The 21,240-nt window shown below is 59.2% G+C and carries 25 protein-coding genes; 15 read left to right on the top strand and 10 right to left on the bottom strand.

What is annotated here, in order from left to right; genetic code table 11:
* Positions 1-22: 22 nt before the first annotated feature.
* From AC57B1_RS15730 to AC57B1_RS15680, 11 genes are all read left to right on the top strand, one after another.
* A complete protein-coding gene (locus AC57B1_RS15730; protein ID WP_183802300.1) occupies positions 23-358 on the top strand; it encodes a hypothetical protein in 336 nt (111 codons plus the stop codon).
* A gap of 54 nt (positions 359-412) precedes the next feature.
* The gene (locus AC57B1_RS15725) at positions 413-856 is read left to right on the top strand and encodes a hypothetical protein (protein ID WP_183802297.1); all 444 of its coding nucleotides are present in this window, start codon (positions 413-415) and stop codon (positions 854-856) included.
* A 45-nt stretch (positions 857-901) separates the two neighbouring features.
* Positions 902-1,156 carry a hypothetical protein gene (locus tag AC57B1_RS15720; RefSeq protein WP_183802294.1) on the top strand — a complete coding sequence of 85 codons (255 nt, stop codon included), beginning with the start codon at positions 902-904 and terminating at the stop codon, positions 1,154-1,156.
* A 9-nt stretch (positions 1,157-1,165) separates the two neighbouring features.
* A complete protein-coding gene (locus AC57B1_RS15715; protein WP_183802291.1) occupies positions 1,166-1,390 on the top strand; it encodes a hypothetical protein in 225 nt (74 codons plus the stop codon).
* 22 nt (positions 1,391-1,412) lie between these two features.
* Positions 1,413-1,595: a hypothetical protein gene (locus tag AC57B1_RS15710; protein WP_496417963.1), complete on the top strand. Its 183-nt coding sequence runs from the start codon at positions 1,413-1,415 to the stop codon at positions 1,593-1,595.
* Positions 1,576-2,067, top strand: a complete 492-nt coding sequence (locus AC57B1_RS15705; protein WP_496417962.1) for a hypothetical protein — start codon at positions 1,576-1,578, stop codon at positions 2,065-2,067. Before AC57B1_RS15710 ends, AC57B1_RS15705 begins: the two co-directional genes overlap by 20 nt.
* A gap of 127 nt (positions 2,068-2,194) precedes the next feature.
* Positions 2,195-2,977: a DUF5677 domain-containing protein gene (locus AC57B1_RS15700; protein WP_183802282.1), complete on the top strand. Its 783-nt coding sequence runs from the start codon at positions 2,195-2,197 to the stop codon at positions 2,975-2,977.
* 35 nt (positions 2,978-3,012) lie between these two features.
* The gene (locus AC57B1_RS15695; protein ID WP_454862557.1) at positions 3,013-3,297 is read left to right on the top strand and encodes a hypothetical protein; all 285 of its coding nucleotides are present in this window, start codon (positions 3,013-3,015) and stop codon (positions 3,295-3,297) included.
* A 19-nt stretch (positions 3,298-3,316) separates the two neighbouring features.
* Positions 3,317-3,598 carry a hypothetical protein gene (locus AC57B1_RS15690; protein ID WP_221306637.1) on the top strand — a complete coding sequence of 94 codons (282 nt, stop codon included), beginning with the start codon at positions 3,317-3,319 and terminating at the stop codon, positions 3,596-3,598.
* A gap of 9 nt (positions 3,599-3,607) precedes the next feature.
* Positions 3,608-3,793 carry a hypothetical protein gene (locus tag AC57B1_RS15685; protein WP_183802273.1) on the top strand — a complete coding sequence of 62 codons (186 nt, stop codon included), beginning with the start codon at positions 3,608-3,610 and terminating at the stop codon, positions 3,791-3,793.
* A 15-nt stretch (positions 3,794-3,808) separates the two neighbouring features.
* Entirely contained in the window at positions 3,809-3,988 is a 180-nt protein-coding gene (locus AC57B1_RS15680; protein WP_183802270.1) for a hypothetical protein, read from the top strand.
* 186 nt (positions 3,989-4,174) lie between these two features.
* Here AC57B1_RS15680 and AC57B1_RS15675 read toward each other — a convergent pair whose 3' ends face one another.
* The 7 genes from AC57B1_RS15675 to AC57B1_RS15645 form a co-directional block, all read right to left on the bottom strand.
* Entirely contained in the window at positions 4,175-4,474 is a 300-nt protein-coding gene (locus AC57B1_RS15675) for a DUF2471 family protein (RefSeq protein WP_183802267.1), read from the bottom strand.
* A gap of 19 nt (positions 4,475-4,493) precedes the next feature.
* Positions 4,494-7,640 (bottom strand): error-prone DNA polymerase, encoded by a 3,147-nt coding sequence (locus tag AC57B1_RS15670; RefSeq protein ID WP_183802264.1) that lies wholly within the window; start codon positions 7,638-7,640, stop codon positions 4,494-4,496.
* A 3-nt stretch (positions 7,641-7,643) separates the two neighbouring features.
* Positions 7,644-9,119: a Y-family DNA polymerase gene (locus AC57B1_RS15665; RefSeq protein ID WP_183802261.1), complete on the bottom strand. Its 1,476-nt coding sequence runs from the start codon at positions 9,117-9,119 to the stop codon at positions 7,644-7,646.
* A complete protein-coding gene (imuA, locus tag AC57B1_RS15660) occupies positions 9,049-9,711 on the bottom strand; it encodes a translesion DNA synthesis-associated protein ImuA (RefSeq protein ID WP_260332548.1) in 663 nt (220 codons plus the stop codon). The genes AC57B1_RS15665 and imuA overlap by 71 nt, the downstream gene beginning before the upstream one ends.
* 501 nt (positions 9,712-10,212) lie before the next feature.
* On the bottom strand, positions 10,213-10,683 hold the full coding sequence (locus AC57B1_RS15655) for an RES family NAD+ phosphorylase (RefSeq protein WP_087135629.1): 471 nt from the start codon (positions 10,681-10,683) through the stop codon (positions 10,213-10,215).
* Complete coding sequence (locus tag AC57B1_RS15650) at positions 10,680-11,135, bottom strand: Xre family toxin-antitoxin system antitoxin (protein ID WP_183802255.1); 456 nt, start codon at positions 11,133-11,135, stop codon at positions 10,680-10,682. The genes AC57B1_RS15655 and AC57B1_RS15650 overlap by 4 nt, the downstream gene beginning before the upstream one ends.
* A gap of 397 nt (positions 11,136-11,532) precedes the next feature.
* A complete protein-coding gene (locus AC57B1_RS15645; RefSeq protein WP_260332560.1) occupies positions 11,533-12,411 on the bottom strand; it encodes a LysR family transcriptional regulator in 879 nt (292 codons plus the stop codon).
* Between the two features lie 178 nt (positions 12,412-12,589).
* Between AC57B1_RS15645 and AC57B1_RS15640 the strand changes: the two genes are divergently transcribed.
* From AC57B1_RS15640 to AC57B1_RS15625, 4 genes are all read left to right on the top strand, one after another.
* A complete protein-coding gene (locus AC57B1_RS15640; protein WP_183802249.1) occupies positions 12,590-14,005 on the top strand; it encodes a purine-cytosine permease family protein in 1,416 nt (471 codons plus the stop codon).
* A gap of 18 nt (positions 14,006-14,023) precedes the next feature.
* Positions 14,024-15,625, top strand: coding sequence for a class I adenylate-forming enzyme family protein (locus AC57B1_RS15635; RefSeq protein WP_183802245.1), 1,602 nt, complete (start codon positions 14,024-14,026; stop codon positions 15,623-15,625).
* Positions 15,622-16,614, top strand: a complete 993-nt coding sequence (locus tag AC57B1_RS15630; protein ID WP_183802242.1) for a thioesterase, FlK family — start codon at positions 15,622-15,624, stop codon at positions 16,612-16,614. Before AC57B1_RS15635 ends, AC57B1_RS15630 begins: the two co-directional genes overlap by 4 nt.
* Positions 16,615-17,478: 864 nt before the next feature.
* Positions 17,479-18,075 (top strand): SEN1982 family lipoprotein, encoded by a 597-nt coding sequence (locus tag AC57B1_RS15625; protein WP_183802239.1) that lies wholly within the window; start codon positions 17,479-17,481, stop codon positions 18,073-18,075.
* A gap of 619 nt (positions 18,076-18,694) precedes the next feature.
* On the opposite strand, the gene AC57B1_RS15620 is transcribed toward AC57B1_RS15625, so the two are convergent.
* The 3 genes from AC57B1_RS15620 to AC57B1_RS15610 are packed head-to-tail and all read right to left on the bottom strand — an operon-like array spanning position 18,695 to position 21,088.
* Complete coding sequence (locus AC57B1_RS15620) at positions 18,695-19,234, bottom strand: ATP-binding protein (protein ID WP_183802236.1); 540 nt, start codon at positions 19,232-19,234, stop codon at positions 18,695-18,697.
* Positions 19,231-19,698 (bottom strand): ASCH domain-containing protein, encoded by a 468-nt coding sequence (locus AC57B1_RS15615; RefSeq protein ID WP_183802233.1) that lies wholly within the window; start codon positions 19,696-19,698, stop codon positions 19,231-19,233. The genes AC57B1_RS15620 and AC57B1_RS15615 overlap by 4 nt, the downstream gene beginning before the upstream one ends.
* Positions 19,658-21,088 (bottom strand): PIN domain-containing protein, encoded by a 1,431-nt coding sequence (locus tag AC57B1_RS15610; protein WP_454862555.1) that lies wholly within the window; start codon positions 21,086-21,088, stop codon positions 19,658-19,660. The genes AC57B1_RS15615 and AC57B1_RS15610 overlap by 41 nt, the downstream gene beginning before the upstream one ends.
* Positions 21,089-21,240: the final 152 nt, after the last annotated feature.

Below are 21,240 nucleotides of genomic sequence, written 5' to 3'. Positions count from 1 at the left end.
CTATGCCGGGAGAGGGCGAATCATGAAGGCACACGACAATGCGAAAAAGCTTATGCAGTGGCTGCGTCAGCATCAGCCAGCGACGGTTGCTCAGATTGCGGCCAACGGCGTACTTAACTCGCGCGATGCTTCTGATGCGGTCCAATATGGTGTACGACACGGCGTGCTTGAACGCATGAAACGTCCCGGAGCGAGCGGCAACGCAAGAGTCCAGTATCGTTTGACCGGGCAGGCGCTCCCGGTCATCAAAACCGTGGCAGCTCCCTCGTTCGACGGGCTACTCCAAGCGTGGGGGATCGCGCGGACACCTCCCAACATTGAGGCGCCCACGTCACGCAAGCTCGAACTGGCCGATTAACAGGAAAAGCGCGCGCGCCGGTCGTGCGGGCACAGAGGAAAGTGGAGAGCGGACATGGAAACGATCGAGATTCCTGCAATCGAATTCCCACAGTGGAAACGATGGGCCAATCGAGAGCGCCCATCGCAGGATTTCGATGTTCCTGTCGGCTTCGGTTTGTTGGGGATTTATATGTTGGCAACAAGCGATGTCGATGGCGGATCGTCGCTCGCTGGCGACAAATATCTTGACGAGTCTGTGATTTACATCGGGATGTCCGATCACGTCGAGCGACGATTGGAACAATCACACAATGCGGTCAAGGCATACAAAAAGCAGTCTGGCGACCTTGCGACAAGCAACCTTCGATTCACGATCTGGTATTCGGGCGCTTCCAAAGGACCATACGAGCGCAAGGGTCCGGTAGTCGCAGCGGCAACGATAGCGGTGTATGAACGTGTGCTGTTGCTCAAGTACGCTGAAAAATTTGGTCGATTGCCCCGCTTCAACAAACTTTGATCGCAACGGAAAAGCATCGTGAATATTCTAGACAACCAACCGGCTATGGAAATCCTGCGCGAAGCCGCCGATAAGCTCAAGGCAATCGGCCTGTCGTGGGACATGCAAACTGGTCTTTCGATCCACGGTTCCTCGATCGCGTTGATTGCGTCGGAGACAGAGGAAGGCGCGGCGGCAGGATACGTCGCCAGCTTCCTCGGCAACGAGATAGTGAACACCGAGGCCGAACGCTTCGCGCACGAAGTGGTAGATCGTGTTGCGGAGCGCGCCATCGAGAACGCCAAGCGCTCGGGTATCTGACCACGGAAAATGAAGAAAACCCTCGCACCCTACTGGAAGGTTGTCGGCTCGGGCATCGGTGCGTTCGGAGCAATCTGGAAAGCTAAGCATCCTCCTGGCGATGTTTCTGGCTGGATGCTTTGGACCTTGGCGGTACTCGCGGTGGTTCTTTTCGTTATGACGTTGTTCGAAAAGCTACCTATCTTCACCGGGGCCGTGTGCCGGGCCCGAAAGCGCGATGCCACGAACGACTAAGGAAAATGATTTGGAGCAGTCGATGGTAGAGAAAATCCAGCCGTTCAAATTCAGCCCTCACGCGGGCGATGTGGGCCACACCATTGCGTTCGGCCCAATCAGCGGCGACAAGACGGTTCCCGAGGAACTGTTGAAGCTGTGGGCAGTGGGCCATCCGGGCGATAGTAGCTCGGTTGCTCAGGCTGATGACGACAGCGGCCAATAACCGGGAAAAGGATATGGCGGTAGATTGGTGGGCGAGAGCAATCGGGGCTGCCGGAATCGCAATGGGGCTCTGGAATATCATTCGCAATCATTGGGTCGAACGGACGATTGTTCGTGTCTACCTTGGCACCAACGACTACGATGGGGGTGCGGCGCTCGGCGTCACTAACCGTAGCCGGCACGAAGTGACCATAAGCGCTGGCGGATCGATCAACAGGGTTGGAACGCTAGTCTTTTGGGGCACTGATGAAACACCGACCACGCCGAGTTTGCCGATCCGTATAGGTGCGCGTGATCGAATATGGATAAATCTATGTCCACAGCGTGACAGCGACTACGCGGCGCAATTAAATTGGCAAAACGGCGCGTTCATCGTTACCTCAACGGGAAACTCAGCACTTGATGCGCGGGGAATATCCATAAAGGCATCCCTCAAGGCTCGCGTCCAGATTCGAGCACTTAAGAGATTTTGACCAAGTAAAAAAATGCTGACTATGAGGGCGGTTCGATTACGCTGCTCTGGAAGTACTATTCGTCGTGGCGCGCAACCGGCGCGCCGGGAAACTGGGAAACCACAATGAAGACCACTAGAGGGATGTAATGACTTTCGAGACGGAAGGCTTCGCGGGCAGCAGCGCGATAAAGCTACGCTCGGATCAGCGTAAGCAGCATGGAAAACTGCTGACGTTCTCGGACGAGTGTGCATCCGTTGCACTGGAGGTTGCAGGTTTGCTGCAAACTGCGAAGAACAAACGCCAGCTTATTGTTGGCGCGTTTTTCGCGCGTTGCGTGACCCACTTTCAGGGCGCAACGGCGTTGGCTGAAGTTGGTATGACGCTCGAATCACTTTCTCTTTCGCGCGGACTGCTCGAAACCGTCTTCGTGATGCTCGCGATCGCAGAGGACGCAGTCGCACCCGGCGAGCTTGCCGGTCACGACTATGCCTCGAGAGTTAAGCACGCGAATACTCTGCTGAATGCGAAGGACTACCCGAATGTCGAGCAATTCGATGACCAACTGCGCCACTTCGTCGATCAGTACGTCGCTTCAACAACCATCGATATGAGGGAGTTTGCACGACGCGGATATGCGCTCGCCGCATATGACGGATTGTACCGACATCTATCGCACCACGCTGCGCATCCGTCCCTTTCTGCCGTGGATGAATACTTCGAGAAGGGAAATGACGGTCTCTTCCGTGTCCGTCTGAGACCACTACTCAATAAGACTCCAGCAGCCATCCTGAGTGCGTCCACGGCCATCTTGCTTGCCTGCTTCGCATGCGAAAAAGTGGGCCTTCAATCACCAGAAGCGAGTGCGACTTTGTCGTTGACGTGGGACCAGTGTCAGTTACTTGACCAACAATATAGGCCATGGGCCTGATGCCCTCGGAAAATAGGAAATCGGACATGCACCCTTTGGAACAGACCATCGACGCGGAGCGTGAGCGCTGGGCATCCAACCTTGTCGCTGCCATTCGATCGCTCCGCAAACACGGCTTCAGCGTAATTCAAGACCCGATTGCGGCAGAGCAAAGTGAAGACGCTCAAGTGCGTCAATCGCATGAGGCTGCATGCGTGCTGCTTGGGTTGCCGGCGACGCCTGAGAACCTTGGGCATCGAGTCGTCCAACGTATCGGCACCGAGCTTCGTGAGAACGGTGCGATTGCCGCTCAGCAACTGCGTGCGCGCGGTTTTATCTAACGCCACGGAAGACAATGCGATGACTTTGGCTACGATGATTATCTCAGTTATAGCGCTGCTCACGTTACTAGCGGCGTTGAGCGTCGCGCTGGTGAACCGTTGGTACGGCGAGCATTTTTCGTCGGCATTGGAGTGCAGAAAGGTGATGCAAGCGGATGGTCAAGAGCATGATGATTATTCATTTTCGGCTTCGCGCTCGAATACGTTCATCGGCCGCACCGTGGGCCGAGCCTACATCTCGTTCGCGGCAGTTCGCTATAACCGCCTGATGCTCAAGCATCGGCGGCCCATGAACGCGTAGGAAAGCGACATGTTCGAAATTTGGGCAATCGAGGCCGATGGTAACCGCGTCTTGGTGCGCGATGCCGTAGTGGATCGAAGTTTGGCCCGCGCGCTGGTTAGTGAAGGCAATAACGGCGCGGCTATCCGAGGCGAGCCGCACAGGTACGTCGCCGTTCCCGACCCGGATGCGGTCGATGCAGAGAGCCAGACTTGAAACGGGAGACAGAGCATGAAACGACTCGAATACAGGCTTTGCAAAGACCGGCATGGTGCGCCGCTCGTCACGCTCGACTCTGCTATGGGGAATGGGCAAGACATCTATCCCGCGACGCTCCGGGCGCTGGCGAATGCTTTGTTGCAGGTCGCGGACGCGGCAGAACAGACGCAGCTCGGCAAGCACGAGCACTAGAAGTCGGGTGTTATCGAGCTGGAATAGCAAAGACCTGCGAAAACTTTTCATCGCTGTGAGCGCGCCCATCACAAGTTCAAGCAGCCGGTCTGGTTCTCCATAGCACACGACGTCCTCCCGGCGATGGCATGTGTGCCGCAGCAAGACGGATTCCCGCAGGCTCCTGGCAGGCGCCGGAAGATCGCCCTAGTGAACCTGCCGCCATGCACGTTCCAGTGCGCCGAACACGATCGGGACGAAGTCATGTCCCTCGAACGACGCAGGCCGATCGTCATTCGGATATTCCAGCACCGCCGGCGCACAGATCATCTGCAGCAATCGGTCGCTGAACCTGCCACCAGCCGTTACCTCGGCCAGCACTTCCTCTTCCATCTGATGAAGCAGCTTCCACGTCAGAATGCCCTTCGAGCGATGACGCTCGACAACGCGCGGTATGACTTCCTCAGCGGCCGCCTGCGCGTCAAACAGGACGTTGTAGTTCGCCATCGTGTCTTTCCTCGTTGTTTCAGTGAAAATTGCGGCTCGCCGTCGGCAGTTCGCCAAGGAGATGCGACACGTCGACGAGCCGTTGTGCGACAAGGTGCGTCACGTCGCCTTCGCGTTGCCACACGCCATACACAGCGAGCAGCGATGCTCCGAGCGCCTCGCGCCGTTGCCGCTCGAGCACCGACTGCCAGACGATGACGTTGACCGACCCCGTCTCGTCCTCAAGAGTCATGAACATCACGCCGTTTGCGGTGCCGGGGCGCTGCCGCACGGTCACAATCCCGCATCCCCGCGCGAGCTGCCCATTGCGGTAGCGCATCAGCGCTTCGGCTGGCATCAGCCGCATGGACAGCAGCGTTTCGCGCAGCAGTGCAAGCGGGTGACGGCCGAGAGTAAGGCCAGTCGAGCGGTAGTCCGCGATCAGGTCCTGTCCTTCCGTTGGGGCCGTGAGTGCCGGCGCCTCTTCCTCGCGTGTCGTTGCACGCAATAGATCCTTGTCGGGCACCGCGGCGACCGCCGCCCACAGTGCCTGCCTGCGGTCCCCGGAGAGCGGCTTGAACGCGTTCGCTGCCGCCAGTACCTGCAGGTCGTGGCGGTCGAGTTGCGCGCGGCTGGCAAGATCGGCGACGTCGCGAAACGGCCTGACTGCGCGTGCTGCTTCAATGCGCCGGGCTGTTTCCTCACGCATGCCCCGAACAACGGACATGCCGAGCCGCACGGGCGCCATACTGCCATCGCCCTCCATAGCCGAATCCCAGCCGCTGATGGTCACGTCAACCGGCAGCACGCCAACGCCGTGGCGCTTTGCGTCCTGCACCAGCTGCGAAGGCGAGTAAAAGCCCATCGGCTGGCTGTTCAGCATCGCGCAGAGGAACGCGGCGGGTTCATGGCGCTTGAGCCAGCAGCTTGCGTAGACGAGAAGGGCGAAGCTTGCCGCGTGACTTTCAGGAAAGCCGTACTCGCCGAAGCCCTGGATCTGGGCAAAGATGGACTCGGCGAATTCACGGTCGTAGCCGCGCTGAAGCATGCCTTCGACGATCCGGTCATGATAGTGCTGCAGGCCACCCTTGCGCTTCCATGCCGCCATAGCGCGGCGCAGCTGATCAGCTTCGCCGGCGCTGAAACCTGCCGCGAGCATCGCGACCTGCATAACCTGTTCCTGAAAGATCGGCACGCCGAGCGTGCGTTTCAGTGCCTGCTCGACTTCGGGGCTCGGGTAGGAGACGGGCTCGATGCCCTGACGCCGCCGTAGATACGGATGCACCATGCCGCCCTGAACCGGGCCCGGCCGCACGATCGCGACTTCGATCACGAGATCGTAGAACTCGCGCGGCCGCAGACGCGGGAGCATGCTCATCTGCGCACGCGACTCGATCTGGAAAACGCCCACCGTGTCGGCCGCGCAGATCATGTCGTATGTGGCTTCGTCTTCGGGTGGGATGTCCTGCATCTCGAACGGCTCGCCGCGCTGCTGTGACACGAGATCGAGCGTGCGGCGGATTGCCGACAGCATGCCGAGCGCGAGCACGTCAATCTTCAGCAGGCCGAGCGCTTCGAGATCGTCCTTGTCCCACTGGATAACGGTGCGATCCTGCATCGACGCGTTCTCCACTGGCACAAGCCGGGACAGCTTGCCGCGTGCGATCACAAAGCCGCCGGTATGCTGCGACAGGTGGCGCGGAAAGCCCAGCAGCTGCGCGGCGAGTGTGGCCCATTGCTGGATCATCGGCGTCTCGGGATCGAGCCCGCTATCCACGAATCGACGGATCAGGTCTGCGCTCGAATCGAACCAGTGATGTTCCTTTGCAACCCGGTCGACAATAACGGGATCGATGCCGAGCGCCTTGCCAGAGTCGCGGATGGCTGAGCGAGGACGGTACGTCGTTACGGCGGCCGCCAGCGCCGCGCGCGTGCGGGAGTACTTCCGGTAGATGTACTGGATAACCTCTTCCCGGCGCTGGTGCTCGAAGTCCACATCGATGTCCGGAGGCTCCCCGCGTTCCTTCGAGATGAACCGCTCGAACAGCATGCTGCTGCGGGCCGGGTCCACCTCGGTCACGCCCAGGCAAAAGCAGACGGCGGAATTGGCAGCGGAGCCGCGCCCCTGACAGAGGATGCCCTCGTTGCGCGCGAAGCGAACGATGTCATACACCGTCAGGAAATACGGCTCGTATTTCAGGTCTGCGATGAGTGACAGCTCATGCTCGATCTGCACCTGCACGTTGTGTGGGATGCCTCGCGGATAGCGCCGCTGCGCCCCCTGATAGGTTTCGCCCCGCAGGTAGGCGGTGGGTGTCGTGCCGGGCGGCACGAGTTCATCCGGATATTCGTAGCGTAGTTCGTCCAGCACGAACGAACAGCGCGAGGCGATGTTCAGCGTTTGCGCCAGCGCTTCGGCCGGATAGACGTTCGCCAGACGCAGGCGCGAGCGCAGATGTTGCTCTGCGTTCGGCGCGAGATCGAAGCCGCATTCTGTGACGGGCCGGTTCAGGCGTATCGCGGTGAGCGTGTCCTGCAACGGCTTGCGTGATCGAACGTGCATGAGCACCTGACCGGTCGCAACCACATTGAGTCCGTGCCGCTCGGCGACATCCAGGACGACATTGCGATGCAGGTCGTCAAGCGCGCGGGCGTGCAATGTCAGGCCCATCCAGCAGCGGTCCTCGCCGAACGTGCGGGCAGCCCACTCCGCCTGTGCATCGAGACGCGCCTCCTTCGCCGGAAACTCAGGCGTCAGGACGATCAGGCAGTCGGACAGGGCGCGAAGGTGCGCATAAGGCGGATCGGGATGATCAAGGTCGTGCGGATAGAGCAGATAGCTGCCCTTGGCGGTGCGCGTGCGCGCAAGCGTAATGAGCTCCGACAGATTGCCGTAGCCGTCGCGGTTCTGCGCGATCGCCGTGAAGGCAAGGGCAGGCGAGCCGTCCGCATTGGTCAAACGGAAATGCGCGCCGACCAGCAGTTTGATGTTCGCTTCCTTCGCCGCGACGTGCGCACGCACGATCCCGGCGAGCGAGCACTCATCGGTGATGGCAATCGCCTCGTAGCCCAGTTGCGCCGCGCGTATGGCAAGCTCCTCCGCGTGCGATGCGCCCTGAAGGAACGTGAAGTTGGAGGCGCACTGCAACTCGGCATAGCCGGGCAGGCCGAAGAAACCCGAAGCCATCGCTTACCCGAATAGTCCATGCAGATACCAGCGCGGCTCATCGTCATCAACTGCGCCAATCCGCTCACGGAAGATCCAGTAGCAGATGTGGTGGTCAGCTTCCGCAACGAAATAGTCGCGCGTTACCGGTTCGCCCTGGAACCAGCCCGCTTCGACACGCTCGCCAGACGAGACAGTGCGCAGGGGAGTGCCATAAAACGGCCGTTCGCCCCGCATCAGCAGCTTGATCGGAGCCTCGAGCAGCCACGTGGGGCGCGGCGTGTCCGTCGCCGGCGGGACGTACTTTGTCTTGTCCGTCACAGATACCCATCGTGCGGCGACCTCGGGCCGGTGGTCTGCGACCGGCGCGGGCCGCAGCACGTTTTCTGCGCCCAGCCGCGCAACCAGCAGTTCGAGTAGCCTCGCGTGGTCGGATGCAGTGCCGCCAGGCTCCGGGAAAAGCAAGTCCGACGCAGCCTCGGTCTCCCTGACCTCCTGCACAACGAGTTGCAGCGCAATGACGGCGGCCGCCAGTTCGACACGCGTGAGCCGTTCTTTCAGCAGGCGTACGAGGTGATCCTCGCGCCATGTTGGCTCGGCGAGCGACACTTCGATTGCGGTCGGGTCGATCGCGTCGCGCCCGCGTTCGTGTTCGAGCAGCAGGACGATCCTGGTGACGGCAAGCTGTTTCTGCGACAGCCAGCCCGTCAACTGGACGACGAGCCGGCGCGCCGCAAAAAGGCAGGCTTCCGCGTGCTCGATGCGGTCGGGCAATTCCAAGCGTGCCTGGAAGGTCGGCGGTGTTTCAAACCATTCATACACTTCGGGTGCATCTCCACAGGCGCGGTCGAGCAGATCGAGCAATGCCGTTCCACAGCGTTTCTTCAGGCCTGCGCGCGGCAGGCGCATCAGTTGTTCGACCGACTCGCAGCCTATGCCCGTCAGCCAGTCGAGATGGCGACGTGCGGGCGGGGGCAGGCTCACCGGCAGACTCGCCAGGGAGCGCGACAGCGATTCGTGAGACATGGCGACTCCGCCGCGATCGCGCGCGAGCAGCCATGCTGCCTGTCCCGTCGGTGCAACACTGATGCTGGCCGTCACGCCAATGGCGTCCGCGACGCTGCGTGCCATGCGGCGTACCGCGCGGATGCCGCCAAAGAGCCGGAGACTCGCCGACACGTCGACGAGCACTGTGCTTTCTTCCGCGATAACAACCTGTGGCGATAGGTTTAGCAGACCCGTCGCGACCTCGCGCACGACGTTGACTTCGGCGGCGCCGTCGCGCTCGTGCAGTGCGGTGGCGGGGGCCAGCGTGACGACGCCGCCGCGGCGCATTCCGATGCACACGCCGGCAGCGCGCGCAGGCGTATCCGCGGCAATGACGCGCTCCTTTTCGAGCACGGCAAGGCCCTTGGCTGCGTCGAGGGCTTCACGCGACCACTTCGGCCGGAACACTTCGAGGCACAACGACGGGAGATGGACGCCTATCCACAGTTGCATTGCGTTTTACATTCAGGATCGGGGAGGGTGCCAGCGCCACAAACAGCAGCTCATCGCGCGCGGGGCCACGGCGCTTCAGGAACTGGATATCAACACCGTCCTTCGCACCGCGGATCGCAAGCCGCAGTGGTGCGGGTGATGCGTCGCGTGTCGTCGCCAACGGTCGCACCATGAAAAATAGCGACTCGGCCGTCTGCGCTGCCAAGTGCAGACGGCGCAGAGACTCCGGTCGCACATGGTTCTGCCAGAAAAGCAGGGCACCGCATGTGCCCGCCCGCAAAACCTGTTCCGCGGCCCACAGCGCGTCAGCCGTTCTGGGCGCCTTCAACGTTAAAAGGTTCGCTGCGTCCAACCCCCACCAGGCAAACGCCGTCGGCTGGAGATCATGTGGCGGCTGAAGTAGAACCACCGGCTTCGACGCAAGCTGTTCAAATGCAGGCCGAAGCAGGCGCAGTTCGCCGCACCCGGTCTGCTGGACAAGCAGATCGGTAAGTGCACCGCGTGGCCAACCGCCGCCGGGCAGTTCCCGCGCCAGATCCTCATCGCCGCAACTGACCGTCCGTGCCGCGCCGCGCGCGAGCTGGTTTCCCATCCATACATTTATTCCCCCCGACTCTGGATACATAGTTGAGTCGAGGGCAGCATCGATGGAGCACGCCCGTTCTTCTGGGGTGCGTATCTGCTGAGCGGCTGTGCCGTTGCGATTCACAATCAGCCCCAATACTGTATGGATATACAGTAATTGTAGCGCAAGATTTCAATATTGCGGGTGAGCCGCCAAGATCCGTCGCCACGCGGTGGGGCAGCGGTCGGAAGTCAGTACGTCAAGCAAGTGCGGGTTTCTCGAGCCACGGGCTTGCAAGACAAGCCGGGGAGGCAGCAGTCGGCCACCTACGGACGTTGGCTCATGCTTTCATGCGGACGTTCGAACGTCGGCTCCGCCCGGTCAACGGCCCACCATGAGCATGCCTGAGTCAGGAAAAAATGGCGCTGTGTGTTGCCAAGTCAATTGGAGGCCGCGCCGCGATCGCTCCGTCGCGGAGTACGCCGGCATAGGCCGCGTATAGACGAACCGCAGCATAGCCCTACCGAACTAAGCTCGTGTCAACAGGCGCAGGATCCGCGGGTCATGACGCACATCGATGACCATGCTTACGCTGATATCGGTCGCGTCTTCGTGTAGCGGGTTCAGAATGTAATTGAATGCGAAGGGCAAGATAGCGCTGGGCAACTTGAGTAACGCGGTGGCGCCTCCCTGAAGCCATTCGCTGCCAGAAGCCTGTGTCCAGGACGGATTTTCGCGCCAGTCTTCGGGCAGTGCGCCCTCTCCCAACTCGGCGATCTTGACTCGCTCACCGACCTCCACGCGCAACAATCGGTAGGTGTCGGGCAGGTCAGCGGCGGAACCGATCTCCTGATGAACGAGCGTTTCCAGAAGCGCACCGGCGGGATGCTCGGCCAGATAAACAACTGGCCGTCCTGCGGTATGCCAGCGCCCGGGGGCGCGCAGCCCGCCTACTCCTTTCAGATCGGCGAAATTACTGATCCGCCAGAGCACCATCAGGCGAAATACCCTTCGTCGATCTGTACAAGCGCCTCCTCGACCAAGCGGGCGCCCTGTTCCGTAGCCGCCATCACAAGAGCGCTGCGACCAGCGAAGCGATTTTGTGGATTGCGCAACCAACGCATCGCCTTGTCGGCGCCACCGAATGCCGCATGCGCCTGCGCGACAATTCTGGCCAGGCGAATGGCACGGTCGGATTCCTCCGTCGAAAGTCGTTCATGCTGCTGTCGACGGTGCGTCAGCGTGCGCCGCGGGATAATGAAGGTCAACTCGTCTGCCTTGAGGCCTTGCGCACTGAGTCGATCAATCACGTCGACGTCGACCCGTTCATGAGCCAGGTCGGCAAGGTCAGCGTCGCCGCGAATGCGGCTTGCCAACAGGTGTTCGAGAAACGCGAACTCCGCGCGGCGCGGATCTCCGGCGCCGGTCGGTATAAAAGTGATGGTTTCCATCGATGCTCCATATCGGCAAAATGCCCACTCATTATAGGCGTTTTGCCATGACGCGACAACCCGCGTCCAGCGACCTTACAAATGCGGGTTGCTGTCGACGCGAGGTTGCCACTCCGCCGAGATAATTGGCTCGTAGCGGAGGGTGTGCTTTTGCGAAACGGGGCTGACTCGGACGGCTGGTGTCCTGCGAATACCCAACAGGCAAGAGCCGGCCACTTTCGGACATCGGATCGAGTGCGCGGACGGACATCCAAAGGCGGCACTGCCCCGGGAACGGTCGTTCCAACGTTGAACTATCCCGTCTTGAAGTCACGACAAACAGATCCAGTCTACGGATTTCCATTCAGCGAGACAAATGTGACGAACTCGATCATGAGTCTCGCGCTACTCGATTTTTTCAGGACTTCATGAACCGGTCGCGCATCACCTCAAGAAACGCAGAAGCCGGCCTCGGCAATTGTGTGGTCTGCGGCGCTGCGACGACAACCCGTTGTGCAGGGACAGTGGAGTCAAAAGGACAGCAAACGATCGGGCGCCCGTCATAGCTTAAATCACTGACCGGGCGAGTCACGAGAATTGAAACGCCATGCCCGTTCGCGACCAGCGAACGGATCATCTCGACGGAGCGCAATTCCAGCGCAACCGTCGGCGATACGCCAGCCAGCCGGAACAACGAAAGAAAATAGTCGCGACTGTGTGGCATGTCGAGTAAGAAGAACGGCTCGTCGACCAAGTCATGGATCGTTACGACACTCTGCCTCGCAAGCCGATGACCCTCTGGTAGCAGCGCATAGGGTGATTGCTCGCCAATCGTGTGAAGAACTACCTGGCGTGCCAGATCCATATCGTAGATCAGCGCCAGATCGAGCGTGCCCCGTTCCACCTCTTCGACGAGTTCCTCTGTATCACCCTCCTGGATCGCCAGCCGAACGTCGGGGTAGTGATTCTGAAAATGCCGGATGATCGGCGGAAGGTGGCGTGCGCCTAGTGTTGCGAAACAGCCAACCGACAGGTCACCGACAACGCTCTCGGTGTCCCGTGCGCCGAGTTGCGCCGCACGCTGCATCAATTCGCGGGCTTCCTTGTAGCGGCGCTTTCCAGCCGCCGTCAACTCCAAGCCTCGGCTCGGTACGCGGGTGAACAGTCGCTCGTTCCATAACGCCTCAAGTTCCCCGATCGCATGCGAAATTGAAGGTTGGGAGACGTTCATAGCTTTCGCAGCCGCCACCGCGCCGCGATGTTCCACCGCTGCCATGAAGTACTCGATTTGCCGCAATGTGAAATGTATCAAAATCGCTGATGCAACAGATTAAAAACGAAGATTTTTAATTATATGGCGCGTTCCCTACTATCTGCTCATCCATTGCACGTCCGATCGTTTGATCTGACTGCTGCGTGATATCGCAACGCCGCGTTGCTTCGGGCGTCCCATCATTCCCTTCAAGGCTCAAGCCATGGCTCTCTCAAATGAAGTTGGCGGCTCCACGCCAGTGATAGAGAAGCGTTCACTTGACTACATTCCAGACAACGAGCGCCATGGCACGGCATTCGGACAGTTCACACTGTGGCTGGGCGTCAACCTGAACATCACTGCAATCGTCACGGGTGCACTCGCCGTGGTGCTGGGCGGCGATGTCTTCTGGTCACTGATCGGCCTTCTGATCGGCCAGCTACTCGGCAGTATGGTGATGGGTCTGCAGGCATCGTTCGGACCCAAGATCGGTCTGCCGCAAATGATCCGCAGCCGCGTGCAGTTTGGCGTGTTCGGCGCTGTCATTCCGCTCCTGCTCGTGAGTTTCCTTTACGTAGGATTTTCGGCAGGCGGCACATTGCTCGCCGGACAGGCTGTCGCCCGAATCCTGAGCGTTAGCGACTGGCTGGGCATCGTGGTGTTTGGCACCGTGACGTTGCTTCTCGCGACACTCGGTTATCGGACAATCCACTCAATCGCCAAGGTGGCCAGTGTGGTGGGCGTCTGCGCGTTCATCTACATGTTTGCTGCCTTACTGACGCATCACGATATTAGAAGTCTGCTTGCGCACAGGGACTTTGTCGCGCGTCACTTCGTGTTCGCGGTCTCGCTGGCGGCTGCCTGGCAGATTTCGTACGGGCCTTACGTGGCCGACTACGCTCGCTACCTCCCGGCTAATACATCGCGCATCAAGATCTTTCTGGCCGCATCCCTCGGCACCGTGATCGGGTCGCAAGCGGCCATGACGTTCGGTGTTTTCGCCGCAGGACTCGCTGGCGCCGCTTTCTCCGGACGCGAGGTGCAGTTCGTGGTCGGACTTGGGGCGACAGGGGCCATGGCAATGGCGCTGTACTTCATTGTCGGCTTCGGAAAGATAACGATGATGACGCTGAACGCCTATAGCAGCTACATGTCGACAGCGACCATCATTGGCGCGTTTCGCCACCGCGACACCGTATCGGTGCGCCACAGGTTTTTCTACGTGCTCGGCATGGTGTCGCTCGCGGTCTTGATCGCGATAACGGGTTCACACTCCTTTATCAAGTCGTTCTCGTCATTTCTGATCTTTCTGCTGGCGTTTATTACCCCGTGGAGCGCCATCAGCATCGTCGATTATTTTTTCGTCAATGGGTCGAATTATGACCTTCAGGCGCTCTCCGATCCCAATGGCCGCTACGGAAAATGGAACCTGCCGACAATCGGGGTCTACGTCTGCGGCGTTCTGCTTGAACTGCCTTTCATTTCGAGCGGGTTTTATACCGGGCCGATTGCACGAGCACTCGCAGACTCCGATATTTCCTGGGTGATCGGCCTGGTTGCGACGGGACTGCTTTATGGCCTCGTCGCCAGAAGGCGCCGCCGCGCGCTGCCCGATCACCTGATCATTCCCACGAACTGAGCCGCTGACGTACTCGCCATGACCGCAAGATTCGACAATATGCACGCCGACGATCCATACGAGGCACTTCTTCACTGTGTCGCCCGCTTTCCCGACCAGGAGGGCCTGGTGTTTCCCGAGACCGGCCAGCGTCTCACCTTCGCGCAATGGTTGCACGACGTGGACGCTCTCGCGTCCGCACTGCGGCACGCCGGCGTCCGCCCAGGCGAGACGGTTGCGATCTGGGCCGAGAATCGCATCGAGTGGCTGGTCGCGCAGGTCGCCATCGCGGCGATTGGCGCTGTGCTGGTCCCCGTGAACACGCACCTCCGTGAGGACGACGTGCGGCATGTGCTGTCACATGCCCGCGTCAGCGCCATCCTGCTGTCGGAGTGTTTTCGCGCGAATGAATATCGGTCAATCATCGAATCAATTCGGTCGCAGCTCGAACACCTACGCGTCGTGGTCAGTTTCGACGAACCTGTAAGCGGCTCGCTAGGGACGCTGTCGTATCGGGCGCTTCTTGGCGAGCATAGCGGGACGCCAGTAGACGCATGGAAGTGGAATGTACGTGACGCCGCGAGCATTCAGTACACGTCTGGTACGACCGGCAGGCCGAAGGGGGCGGTATTGTGTTTCGACGGGATGCTGCGCAACGCACGCGGAACGATTGAACGCCTCGGTGTCGTCGCGGGTGATCGCTGGACCTCAATCATCCCGCTCTTTCATTGCGCGGGTTGCATCATGAACTCCCTCGCCGCGTTACTTGCGGGCGCGACCTATGTTGGTATAAGTGCCTTCGACGCGGGACGCATGCTCCAACTTATTGAGGACGAGCGATGCACGGTGCTGACTGGCGTGCCGACCTCCTATCTGGCGATGCTCAACTATCCCGGGCGCGCAGAGTACGAGCTTGGTTCACTGAGAACGGGTACCTGCGGCGGCGCTGATTGCGATCCCGCTTTGCTTGAGCGCTGCGCAAACGAATTTCCCATTCACGGGCTGGTCCAGGTCTACGGCCAGACCGAAGCGAGTACGCTGATTGCACTCGATGACGCTGCGAGTCCCCAGCGTGTGCGCACGGCCGGGCTGCCGCTCAACGGTATGGAAGTGCGCGTGACCGACGTTCACACCCGGATGCCGCTCGGCACTGGCGACGTGGGACAGCTTGAAGTGCGCGGCCCGATGGTTATGCTCGGGTATCACGAGGATCCCGTCGAAACAGCTCGAACCATCGACAGCGATGGCTGGATGCAAACCGGCGATCTTGGCTGTGTACGCCATGACGGGCGTGTGGAGCTGGTGGGAGGGCGACTGCGCGACGTGATCATCCGAGGCGGTGAGAACGTGTACCCGGTCGAAGTCGAAAACTTGCTCAGAGAGCATCCGGACATCCGGGAAATCGCAGTTTTCGCGGTGCCGGATCACTACTATGGAGAGGTTGTCGCTGCGGCAATTGAGTCCGATGCGCCGCTGACGCCAGCCGATCTCAAGCAGTTTTGTCGCGGCAGGATCGCAGGGTTCAAACATCCGGCCAGAGTGTTTTCAGTCTCTGAGTGGCCAATGACATCGAGCGGGAAAATCCTCAAACGTCAACTCCAGGTCGCGGTGAAAGAAGGGCAGCTAAAGGAGCTGACATGAGTGCGATCGAGGTCGGCCGCCGTTTCGCATGCGAATACCTTCCAACGGATGCAGATACCGCGGCCGCAATTGGCAACACGGGGGTTGAGGCCGTGTCAACACCGGCGACGATTGCTTTTGTGGAGCAGACCTGTCATTTGAATTTGAAGCATTCCTACGATACTGGATGGGGTTCGGTAGGCACGTCCGTTGAGGTCAAACATGTTGCGCCTGCGTGGCCAGGGATCGCCATGGTCTGCGAATCGGTTGTGGAATTCGTGGCAGGACGCGTTATTCGCTTTGGGGTGCGTGTCAAGCAGCGGGACCGCGTGATCATGTCGGGCTCGCATGATCGGACACTCGTCGACCTCACGCGATTTTCCACATCGACGGTGCCTCCGGTCGATCGGGGACCAGTCGAATTTTTCTTCGACTTCCACAGCCCGTGGTGCTTTCTCGCAATCGACCGCTTCGTGCAGATCGCTGCGAAGCACGGAAGTCCGATTGTGTGGAAACCGATGCATCTCGCGAATCTCATCGATCGAATTGGCGGTCGGAAACCACTGGAAGCCTCAGGCGCGTTCGTTCGCTGGTTCATGCAGGACATGCAGGACTGGGCTATGCAGCGGAACCTCGTGGTCCGATATCACCCGGATTTTCCGCTGCGCCCGTCCCGCGCGCTTAGATGCAGTGTTTACGCAGCCGAACAAGGCAAGGCGTATGAGTTTGTGAGGGCGACCATGCACGCATACTGGTCGGAAAGCCGTGACATCAGCGATCTGTCGACGCTTGGAGAAATTGGCGCATCCATCGGCCTGGATGCACGAGAACTGGCAACTGCCGGGATGTCTTCGCGATACAAGGAATTGGTCGAGCAGAACACCAATGACGCGATCGGGAGAGGCGTGTTTGGTGCGCCCTCGTTCCTGGCCAACGATCGCCTGTTCTGGGGCAACGATCGACTTGAGATGCTGGACCATTTTCTCGGCAGTCGGATACTTCATTGCTAGAAGGTGACGGAAAGCTGGCTTGAGGCTATGCGACTTTGCATAGTACGGTGGCGAAACTCTTCGCCAGCGCCTTCTCTCCGCTAGAAGATACTCACGCGAATCACGTGCGACCAACCCCATCGGCCGTCGACTTGCCTCCATGCGCAAAGAGGCGAGGGTCCGCTGTACTTCGAGAGCCGACATTGCTGCTGCGTTGGCCCGACCGGCCGCTTCGGGTCGCATGCCGCCAATCGTCGTCAGGCGGTGACCGGCCAGCTCCGGCTGTTCCAGCGGGTCAGAATGCGGCCACTCGAACAGCCGGTTTAGTTACCAGCCATCCTTTTCCCAAGGAACGGATCTTTCACGAAGCTACCGAGGCCCGTTCGAAACGATGTATTTCAATGTAGTCATACATCGAATGCGGAGCTACGCGAAAGCCTTGTCGCGCAACGCGTTCATGCTCGCACGCCACAAACTATGCATCGTTAGGGTATAGGTCCACAAGGTGGGATGGATTGTTTCGGGTAAAGGAACGGCGCTCATGACTACCCCGAAATACTGTATAAAAACACAGTATATCCAGGGTTACGCCAAGCGCAAACTCAATTAAAACTGAGGCGGAAAGTTGCACCGGTGCAACATGCTTGAAATTGCACCGGTGCAATCGAGTTACTCCAATTAACGTCTTGAAAGTCGATGCCGATCTAAATTTTAATTGGGGTCTGACTCAAGAACCGGACGCCCACTCGCCGGAAGCTCGTCGCGATGGCCCCGCCTGCAGAGTTATGTCTTCCAATAGCGCACAGTCAATTTATCGGGTTGGTGTAATATTCGCGCCTGCAATCCTCTTAGGATTCTTGGAATTCGATAATGCAGATGCGCTCAATGTTCACTCTCAGTGCTCTCGCCGCAACCGTATTGGTTGTCGGCTGTTCGAGCAAATCAACGCCAAACGAAGCCAACTTCGCAGCGGCCGTCAACCAGAAACTTGCCTCAAACCCCGTGCGGTGCTTGCCACTTGCGGATTGGCCTGCGACGGCCGAACCTAGCGATCACGGCAACCCCTACGCCTTTTATGATGCCGGGGTAGGTTTCGTGCAGGCGGGGATTGCTACGGTGAAAGAGGAGGGGCCGAACTACTCCACCAATTTCCGCAAGAAGGCCATTTTCACGCTCACGGAAGAAGGCAAAAAACAGTTGGTCTTGGACCAGCGTCAGCCTTTTCCGGGAAAGGATTACGGTCGATTCTGCTACGGAAAGATGAAATTGACGAAGGTGCTGAAGTGGGACGAGCCAACGAAAGTCGGCAGCGACACGGTCACAACCGTTACGTACTCGTATGAGATGGTCGACGTTCCGAAGTGGGCGGAAAACAAGCAGCTTCAGACGTCCTTTCCTGTGCTTGGCACCGACGTTATTGGCAAAGGCCAAGCGAATCTAGGCGTTATGCTGGTTGACGGCCATTGGCTGCCCGCGACCTGATTCTTGCCCGAGCACCGCGGGTCGGCTGTACTCGGACTACTTTATCTTGACCCAATCTTTGGTCCGCCCGCGGCCTGTGTAAGCGCAGGAGTGTTCGAAATCATCCCGCGGCGTGTGGCCGGTTCCTTTCGTCAGCATCGGGGCAGGCTATATCGTCGCGTGTATTGCGTCGGGGCCTCGAAATGCAAAAGCCATGCTGATCATCGAGTTTGTGGATACCAATATGCAACTCTCGGCCCCGATCGTCTTCGAGCCACGTTATTAGAAGTTGACCTGATGCATCGACAAGCAGTCATCACGGACATTCGTGTATGCCCCGCCCAAAAGCTTGGTGTTACCTACGACGACTTGATCCGGAGATCCTGCGGCTAAGGCTTGGACATTGGACAAGGCATCTTCAAAGTTTTCTCCGGACACACCGTGCAGCACGTAGCTTAACTATTGCTGCTCATGAATGGTCGGATTTCGGCCGGCCGCCTCAAGCTGACCAATCATGCGATCTGACAGTATGAGGAGCCATATCCCAGTCTCAAGCGTCGTCATATTTGGAAGAGCCTCGAGCCGGGCGAGTCAAACCAGCGCGCTTTCAACATTCAGTGTTCCGTAGCGGTCCCCGTTTTTAGCTTGCCGCTTGTGATCCGCTTCCCGCGATCGCGCTGGAGAACGCTATTTGGTCAGGCGCTTCGAGAATAGTCAGTTTGAGACCCAACGCGGAGCAAACCGATTCTGCCTGACGGCGTTCGGCATCTAGGAATGCCTGAATATCGCTCTCGCGACGGATAACGCCGTCCCGTTGTTGAAGCCGTTCGGCGACCAGCGATGCCGGGGCTTCGACGAGTATTACGCCATCAAGATTCAGATCGGCGAAAACGTCGGCTCCGAGGAAAACGAACTCATCTTTGGCGTTGCGCAACACAAAGTGACCATCCAGCAACAGCTTTCGGCCATCGCCATTGATTCTGGAAACGGCCGCGATTAGTGCCTTCTGATTTATATTCGGATCATCAACGAGCTTCGCGCTATCCCAGTTCGCGCTGCCCAATTCCTGCTTGATCAGTGCGCTGGCCGAAGAATGTAGCCAATCACCGGTCGACGCCGCCTGAGTGCAAAGGTACGACTTGCCGACGGCGTGAATTCCAGCCACAAACGTGTTCTTCATTTTTGCTCCGACGGAAAGAGGCGAGCCATCACCAACGAGAATTCCTCTGGCGAAAGATACTGATACGACTGCGGTGGTCGGAAATCCCGAAAGAGATGCTTGGGATCGACTGCCACCGGAGCAACCCTCACTTCATTGATCAGGATGCCGAACCCTTTCTTTTTTCCATGAAAGTAGCCGGTGAGCTCGTCCCGTTCCAGGCCACCGCCGAACTGGCACGCCAGCGCCCAGAGGCCCTCGTCATCGCGTTCTTCCACGTGGTCAACGAACGCGACGCCGACGAGTTGCTGAACCGGAGACGATGAGTACAAAACCATTACGCCGATATCGGTACCGGCGGGCCAGCTTCGACGAAACTCGACCCGCTTGCTGCGTGCGAGAATCTGATCGCAAAAGCGCGGCTTGACCGACAGCAGAACGGCTCTACCGCCCAGCTGCTCGGAGGATTCGGGAAAAAGTGTCATCAGAGATTAAACGGGTAGATTGAATGTTTCCGCGGACCGCGGCCGGCAGCGCAGCGCGTGAAACGGGGTGGTCAAAGTGCTCAATCGTTCGAAACAGCATGACACGAACACCCGACGGATGCTGGACCATCGCCTCGATCTCATTGTCCGTGTAGACGGTCCGGCGACTCACGAGTTGCGCGATCTCGTTGGCATCGGTTAGCGTACGAAATTCTTCCGCCACGACTAGCGTCGTGACGGCGTGGCTATCGTACCCGCGATAGAAAAGGACGACATCACCGCGCCTGATCTGCGCCGATGGTGAGTGCGACAGATAGGCGAGCTTGATCGCGTTGCCGACATGTTCGCCGTGGCCATTGGGTCGCTGTTCCTCATTTCCAGGGCAGTCCGGAAACAGTACCCGGTGATACTGGGGCCTGATCGGAATGATGAATTTCCGGATCGCCAGATCGGAGCGGAAATGCGGGTAGAAACTACGCGTGTAGTCAAACGGATCAAGCGCGCGGGGATCTGCGACGGGCGCGGCAACAGGATGACGCTTCACAAATACGCGGTCTCCGTTATGCGTGCCCCTGCGTTCGAAGCCAAAATCAACGAGCAACGCAACCAGTTCTGGATGGCTCTGGTCAGGATCGTCGTCTTCCCGTACGTCAATGAACACATGCTCGCATGCGTTCGCCGTCGCGTAGCGGAACGCCATTTTAAGGAACAGTTCTCCGATCTTGCGCCCGCGGACGAGTTCGCCGACCTTGAAGGTGCAAAGTTTCAAAGCCCGCCCGGCCAACTCGTCGCCGGCGTCAGTGAATGCTTCGTCCGTCTGCACGGCATAAATACAGATCGCAGACAGATCATTCGCCGGTCCGTGCCGGTAGATCCACGCATGACGCCCTTCGCGCGCCTTCGCGCGATACCACCGGTCGAAACCGGCGTATCCATCGCGCAGACTGTTGAAGAACGGATCCGCCAGTTGGGGCGTGAGTTCGTTCAGTTCGACGTCAATGATGTCCGGCAGCTCGACAGCCGCGGGCTCGTGAAGTCGACTCAGCAGATCTTCGATTGTCTGGATGAAGTAGACGCGACTGGCGAGGTTCCGTGCCAGTGCCTTTCTGTGCAGCCCACGATCTTCCGTGACCAGCACATGCGCCGCGTCGCGCTCCAACGCGAAAAGGATCGAGTTGTCGCACTTGTCGTTTTCCGATGTCCCCGGCACATTCCAGGGACACGCGGGCCCCTCCGGCAACTCGCTATACAGGTCCAACCGCCTCAACGTGCGAACGCGCCGCGCAGCGTCATTGTCGCGCTGGATGTCCCGGCGGGAAGCCGGATGGTAGAGGAGTTCGTGCCGCCCGTTGCATAGTTGATGCACGTGCGCCAGGTTCGGCTGTAGCACGACGAGCGAATCCTGAAGTGGTATCAGGATAGGGGTATGAGCAAGGTAAGCGTAAATTCCTATCATAAGACTTTTGGTTATGAAAACGTGCTGGATCATTTCGACTTGACCTGGTAACATTGGATTTTTCTTGCGCTAATCTGAGCGGCCCT

The sequence above is a fragment of the Paraburkholderia sp. BGA-UO-ETr-F21 genome, from assembly GCF_059567925.1.
Note: the sequence above shows the minus strand (reverse complement) of the source record. Positions and strands in the feature narration are given on the sequence as shown.

Bases quoted from the DNA above. Each gene is read 5' to 3' on its own strand.
- AC57B1_RS15730 (WP_183802300.1), top strand. From the start codon at position 23: ATGAAGGCACACGACAATGCGAAAAAGCTTATGCAGTGGCTGCGTCAG.
- AC57B1_RS15725 (WP_183802297.1), top strand. From the start codon at position 413: ATGGAAACGATCGAGATTCCTGCAATCGAATTCCCACAGTGGAAACGA.
- AC57B1_RS15720 (WP_183802294.1), top strand. From the start codon at position 902: ATGGAAATCCTGCGCGAAGCCGCCGATAAGCTCAAGGCAATCGGCCTG.
- AC57B1_RS15715 (WP_183802291.1), top strand. From the start codon at position 1,166: ATGAAGAAAACCCTCGCACCCTACTGGAAGGTTGTCGGCTCGGGCATC.
- AC57B1_RS15710 (WP_496417963.1), top strand. From the start codon at position 1,413: ATGGTAGAGAAAATCCAGCCGTTCAAATTCAGCCCTCACGCGGGCGAT.
- AC57B1_RS15705 (WP_496417962.1), top strand. From the start codon at position 1,576: ATGACGACAGCGGCCAATAACCGGGAAAAGGATATGGCGGTAGATTGG.
- AC57B1_RS15700 (WP_183802282.1), top strand. From the start codon at position 2,195: ATGACTTTCGAGACGGAAGGCTTCGCGGGCAGCAGCGCGATAAAGCTA.
- AC57B1_RS15690 (WP_221306637.1), top strand. From the start codon at position 3,317: ATGACTTTGGCTACGATGATTATCTCAGTTATAGCGCTGCTCACGTTA.
- AC57B1_RS15685 (WP_183802273.1), top strand. From the start codon at position 3,608: ATGTTCGAAATTTGGGCAATCGAGGCCGATGGTAACCGCGTCTTGGTG.
- AC57B1_RS15680 (WP_183802270.1), top strand. From the start codon at position 3,809: ATGAAACGACTCGAATACAGGCTTTGCAAAGACCGGCATGGTGCGCCG.
- AC57B1_RS15675 (WP_183802267.1), bottom strand. From the start codon at position 4,474: ATGGCGAACTACAACGTCCTGTTTGACGCGCAGGCGGCCGCTGAGGAA.
- AC57B1_RS15670 (WP_183802264.1), bottom strand. From the start codon at position 7,640: ATGGCTTCGGGTTTCTTCGGCCTGCCCGGCTATGCCGAGTTGCAGTGC.
- AC57B1_RS15665 (WP_183802261.1), bottom strand. From the start codon at position 9,119: ATGCAACTGTGGATAGGCGTCCATCTCCCGTCGTTGTGCCTCGAAGTG.
- imuA (WP_260332548.1), bottom strand. From the start codon at position 9,711: ATGGGAAACCAGCTCGCGCGCGGCGCGGCACGGACGGTCAGTTGCGGC.
- AC57B1_RS15650 (WP_183802255.1), bottom strand. From the start codon at position 11,135: ATGGAAACCATCACTTTTATACCGACCGGCGCCGGAGATCCGCGCCGC.
- AC57B1_RS15640 (WP_183802249.1), top strand. From the start codon at position 12,590: ATGGCTCTCTCAAATGAAGTTGGCGGCTCCACGCCAGTGATAGAGAAG.
- AC57B1_RS15635 (WP_183802245.1), top strand. From the start codon at position 14,024: ATGACCGCAAGATTCGACAATATGCACGCCGACGATCCATACGAGGCA.
- AC57B1_RS15630 (WP_183802242.1), top strand. From the start codon at position 15,622: ATGAGTGCGATCGAGGTCGGCCGCCGTTTCGCATGCGAATACCTTCCA.
- AC57B1_RS15625 (WP_183802239.1), top strand. From the start codon at position 17,479: ATGTTCACTCTCAGTGCTCTCGCCGCAACCGTATTGGTTGTCGGCTGT.
- AC57B1_RS15620 (WP_183802236.1), bottom strand. From the start codon at position 19,234: ATGAAGAACACGTTTGTGGCTGGAATTCACGCCGTCGGCAAGTCGTAC.
- AC57B1_RS15615 (WP_183802233.1), bottom strand. From the start codon at position 19,698: ATGACACTTTTTCCCGAATCCTCCGAGCAGCTGGGCGGTAGAGCCGTT.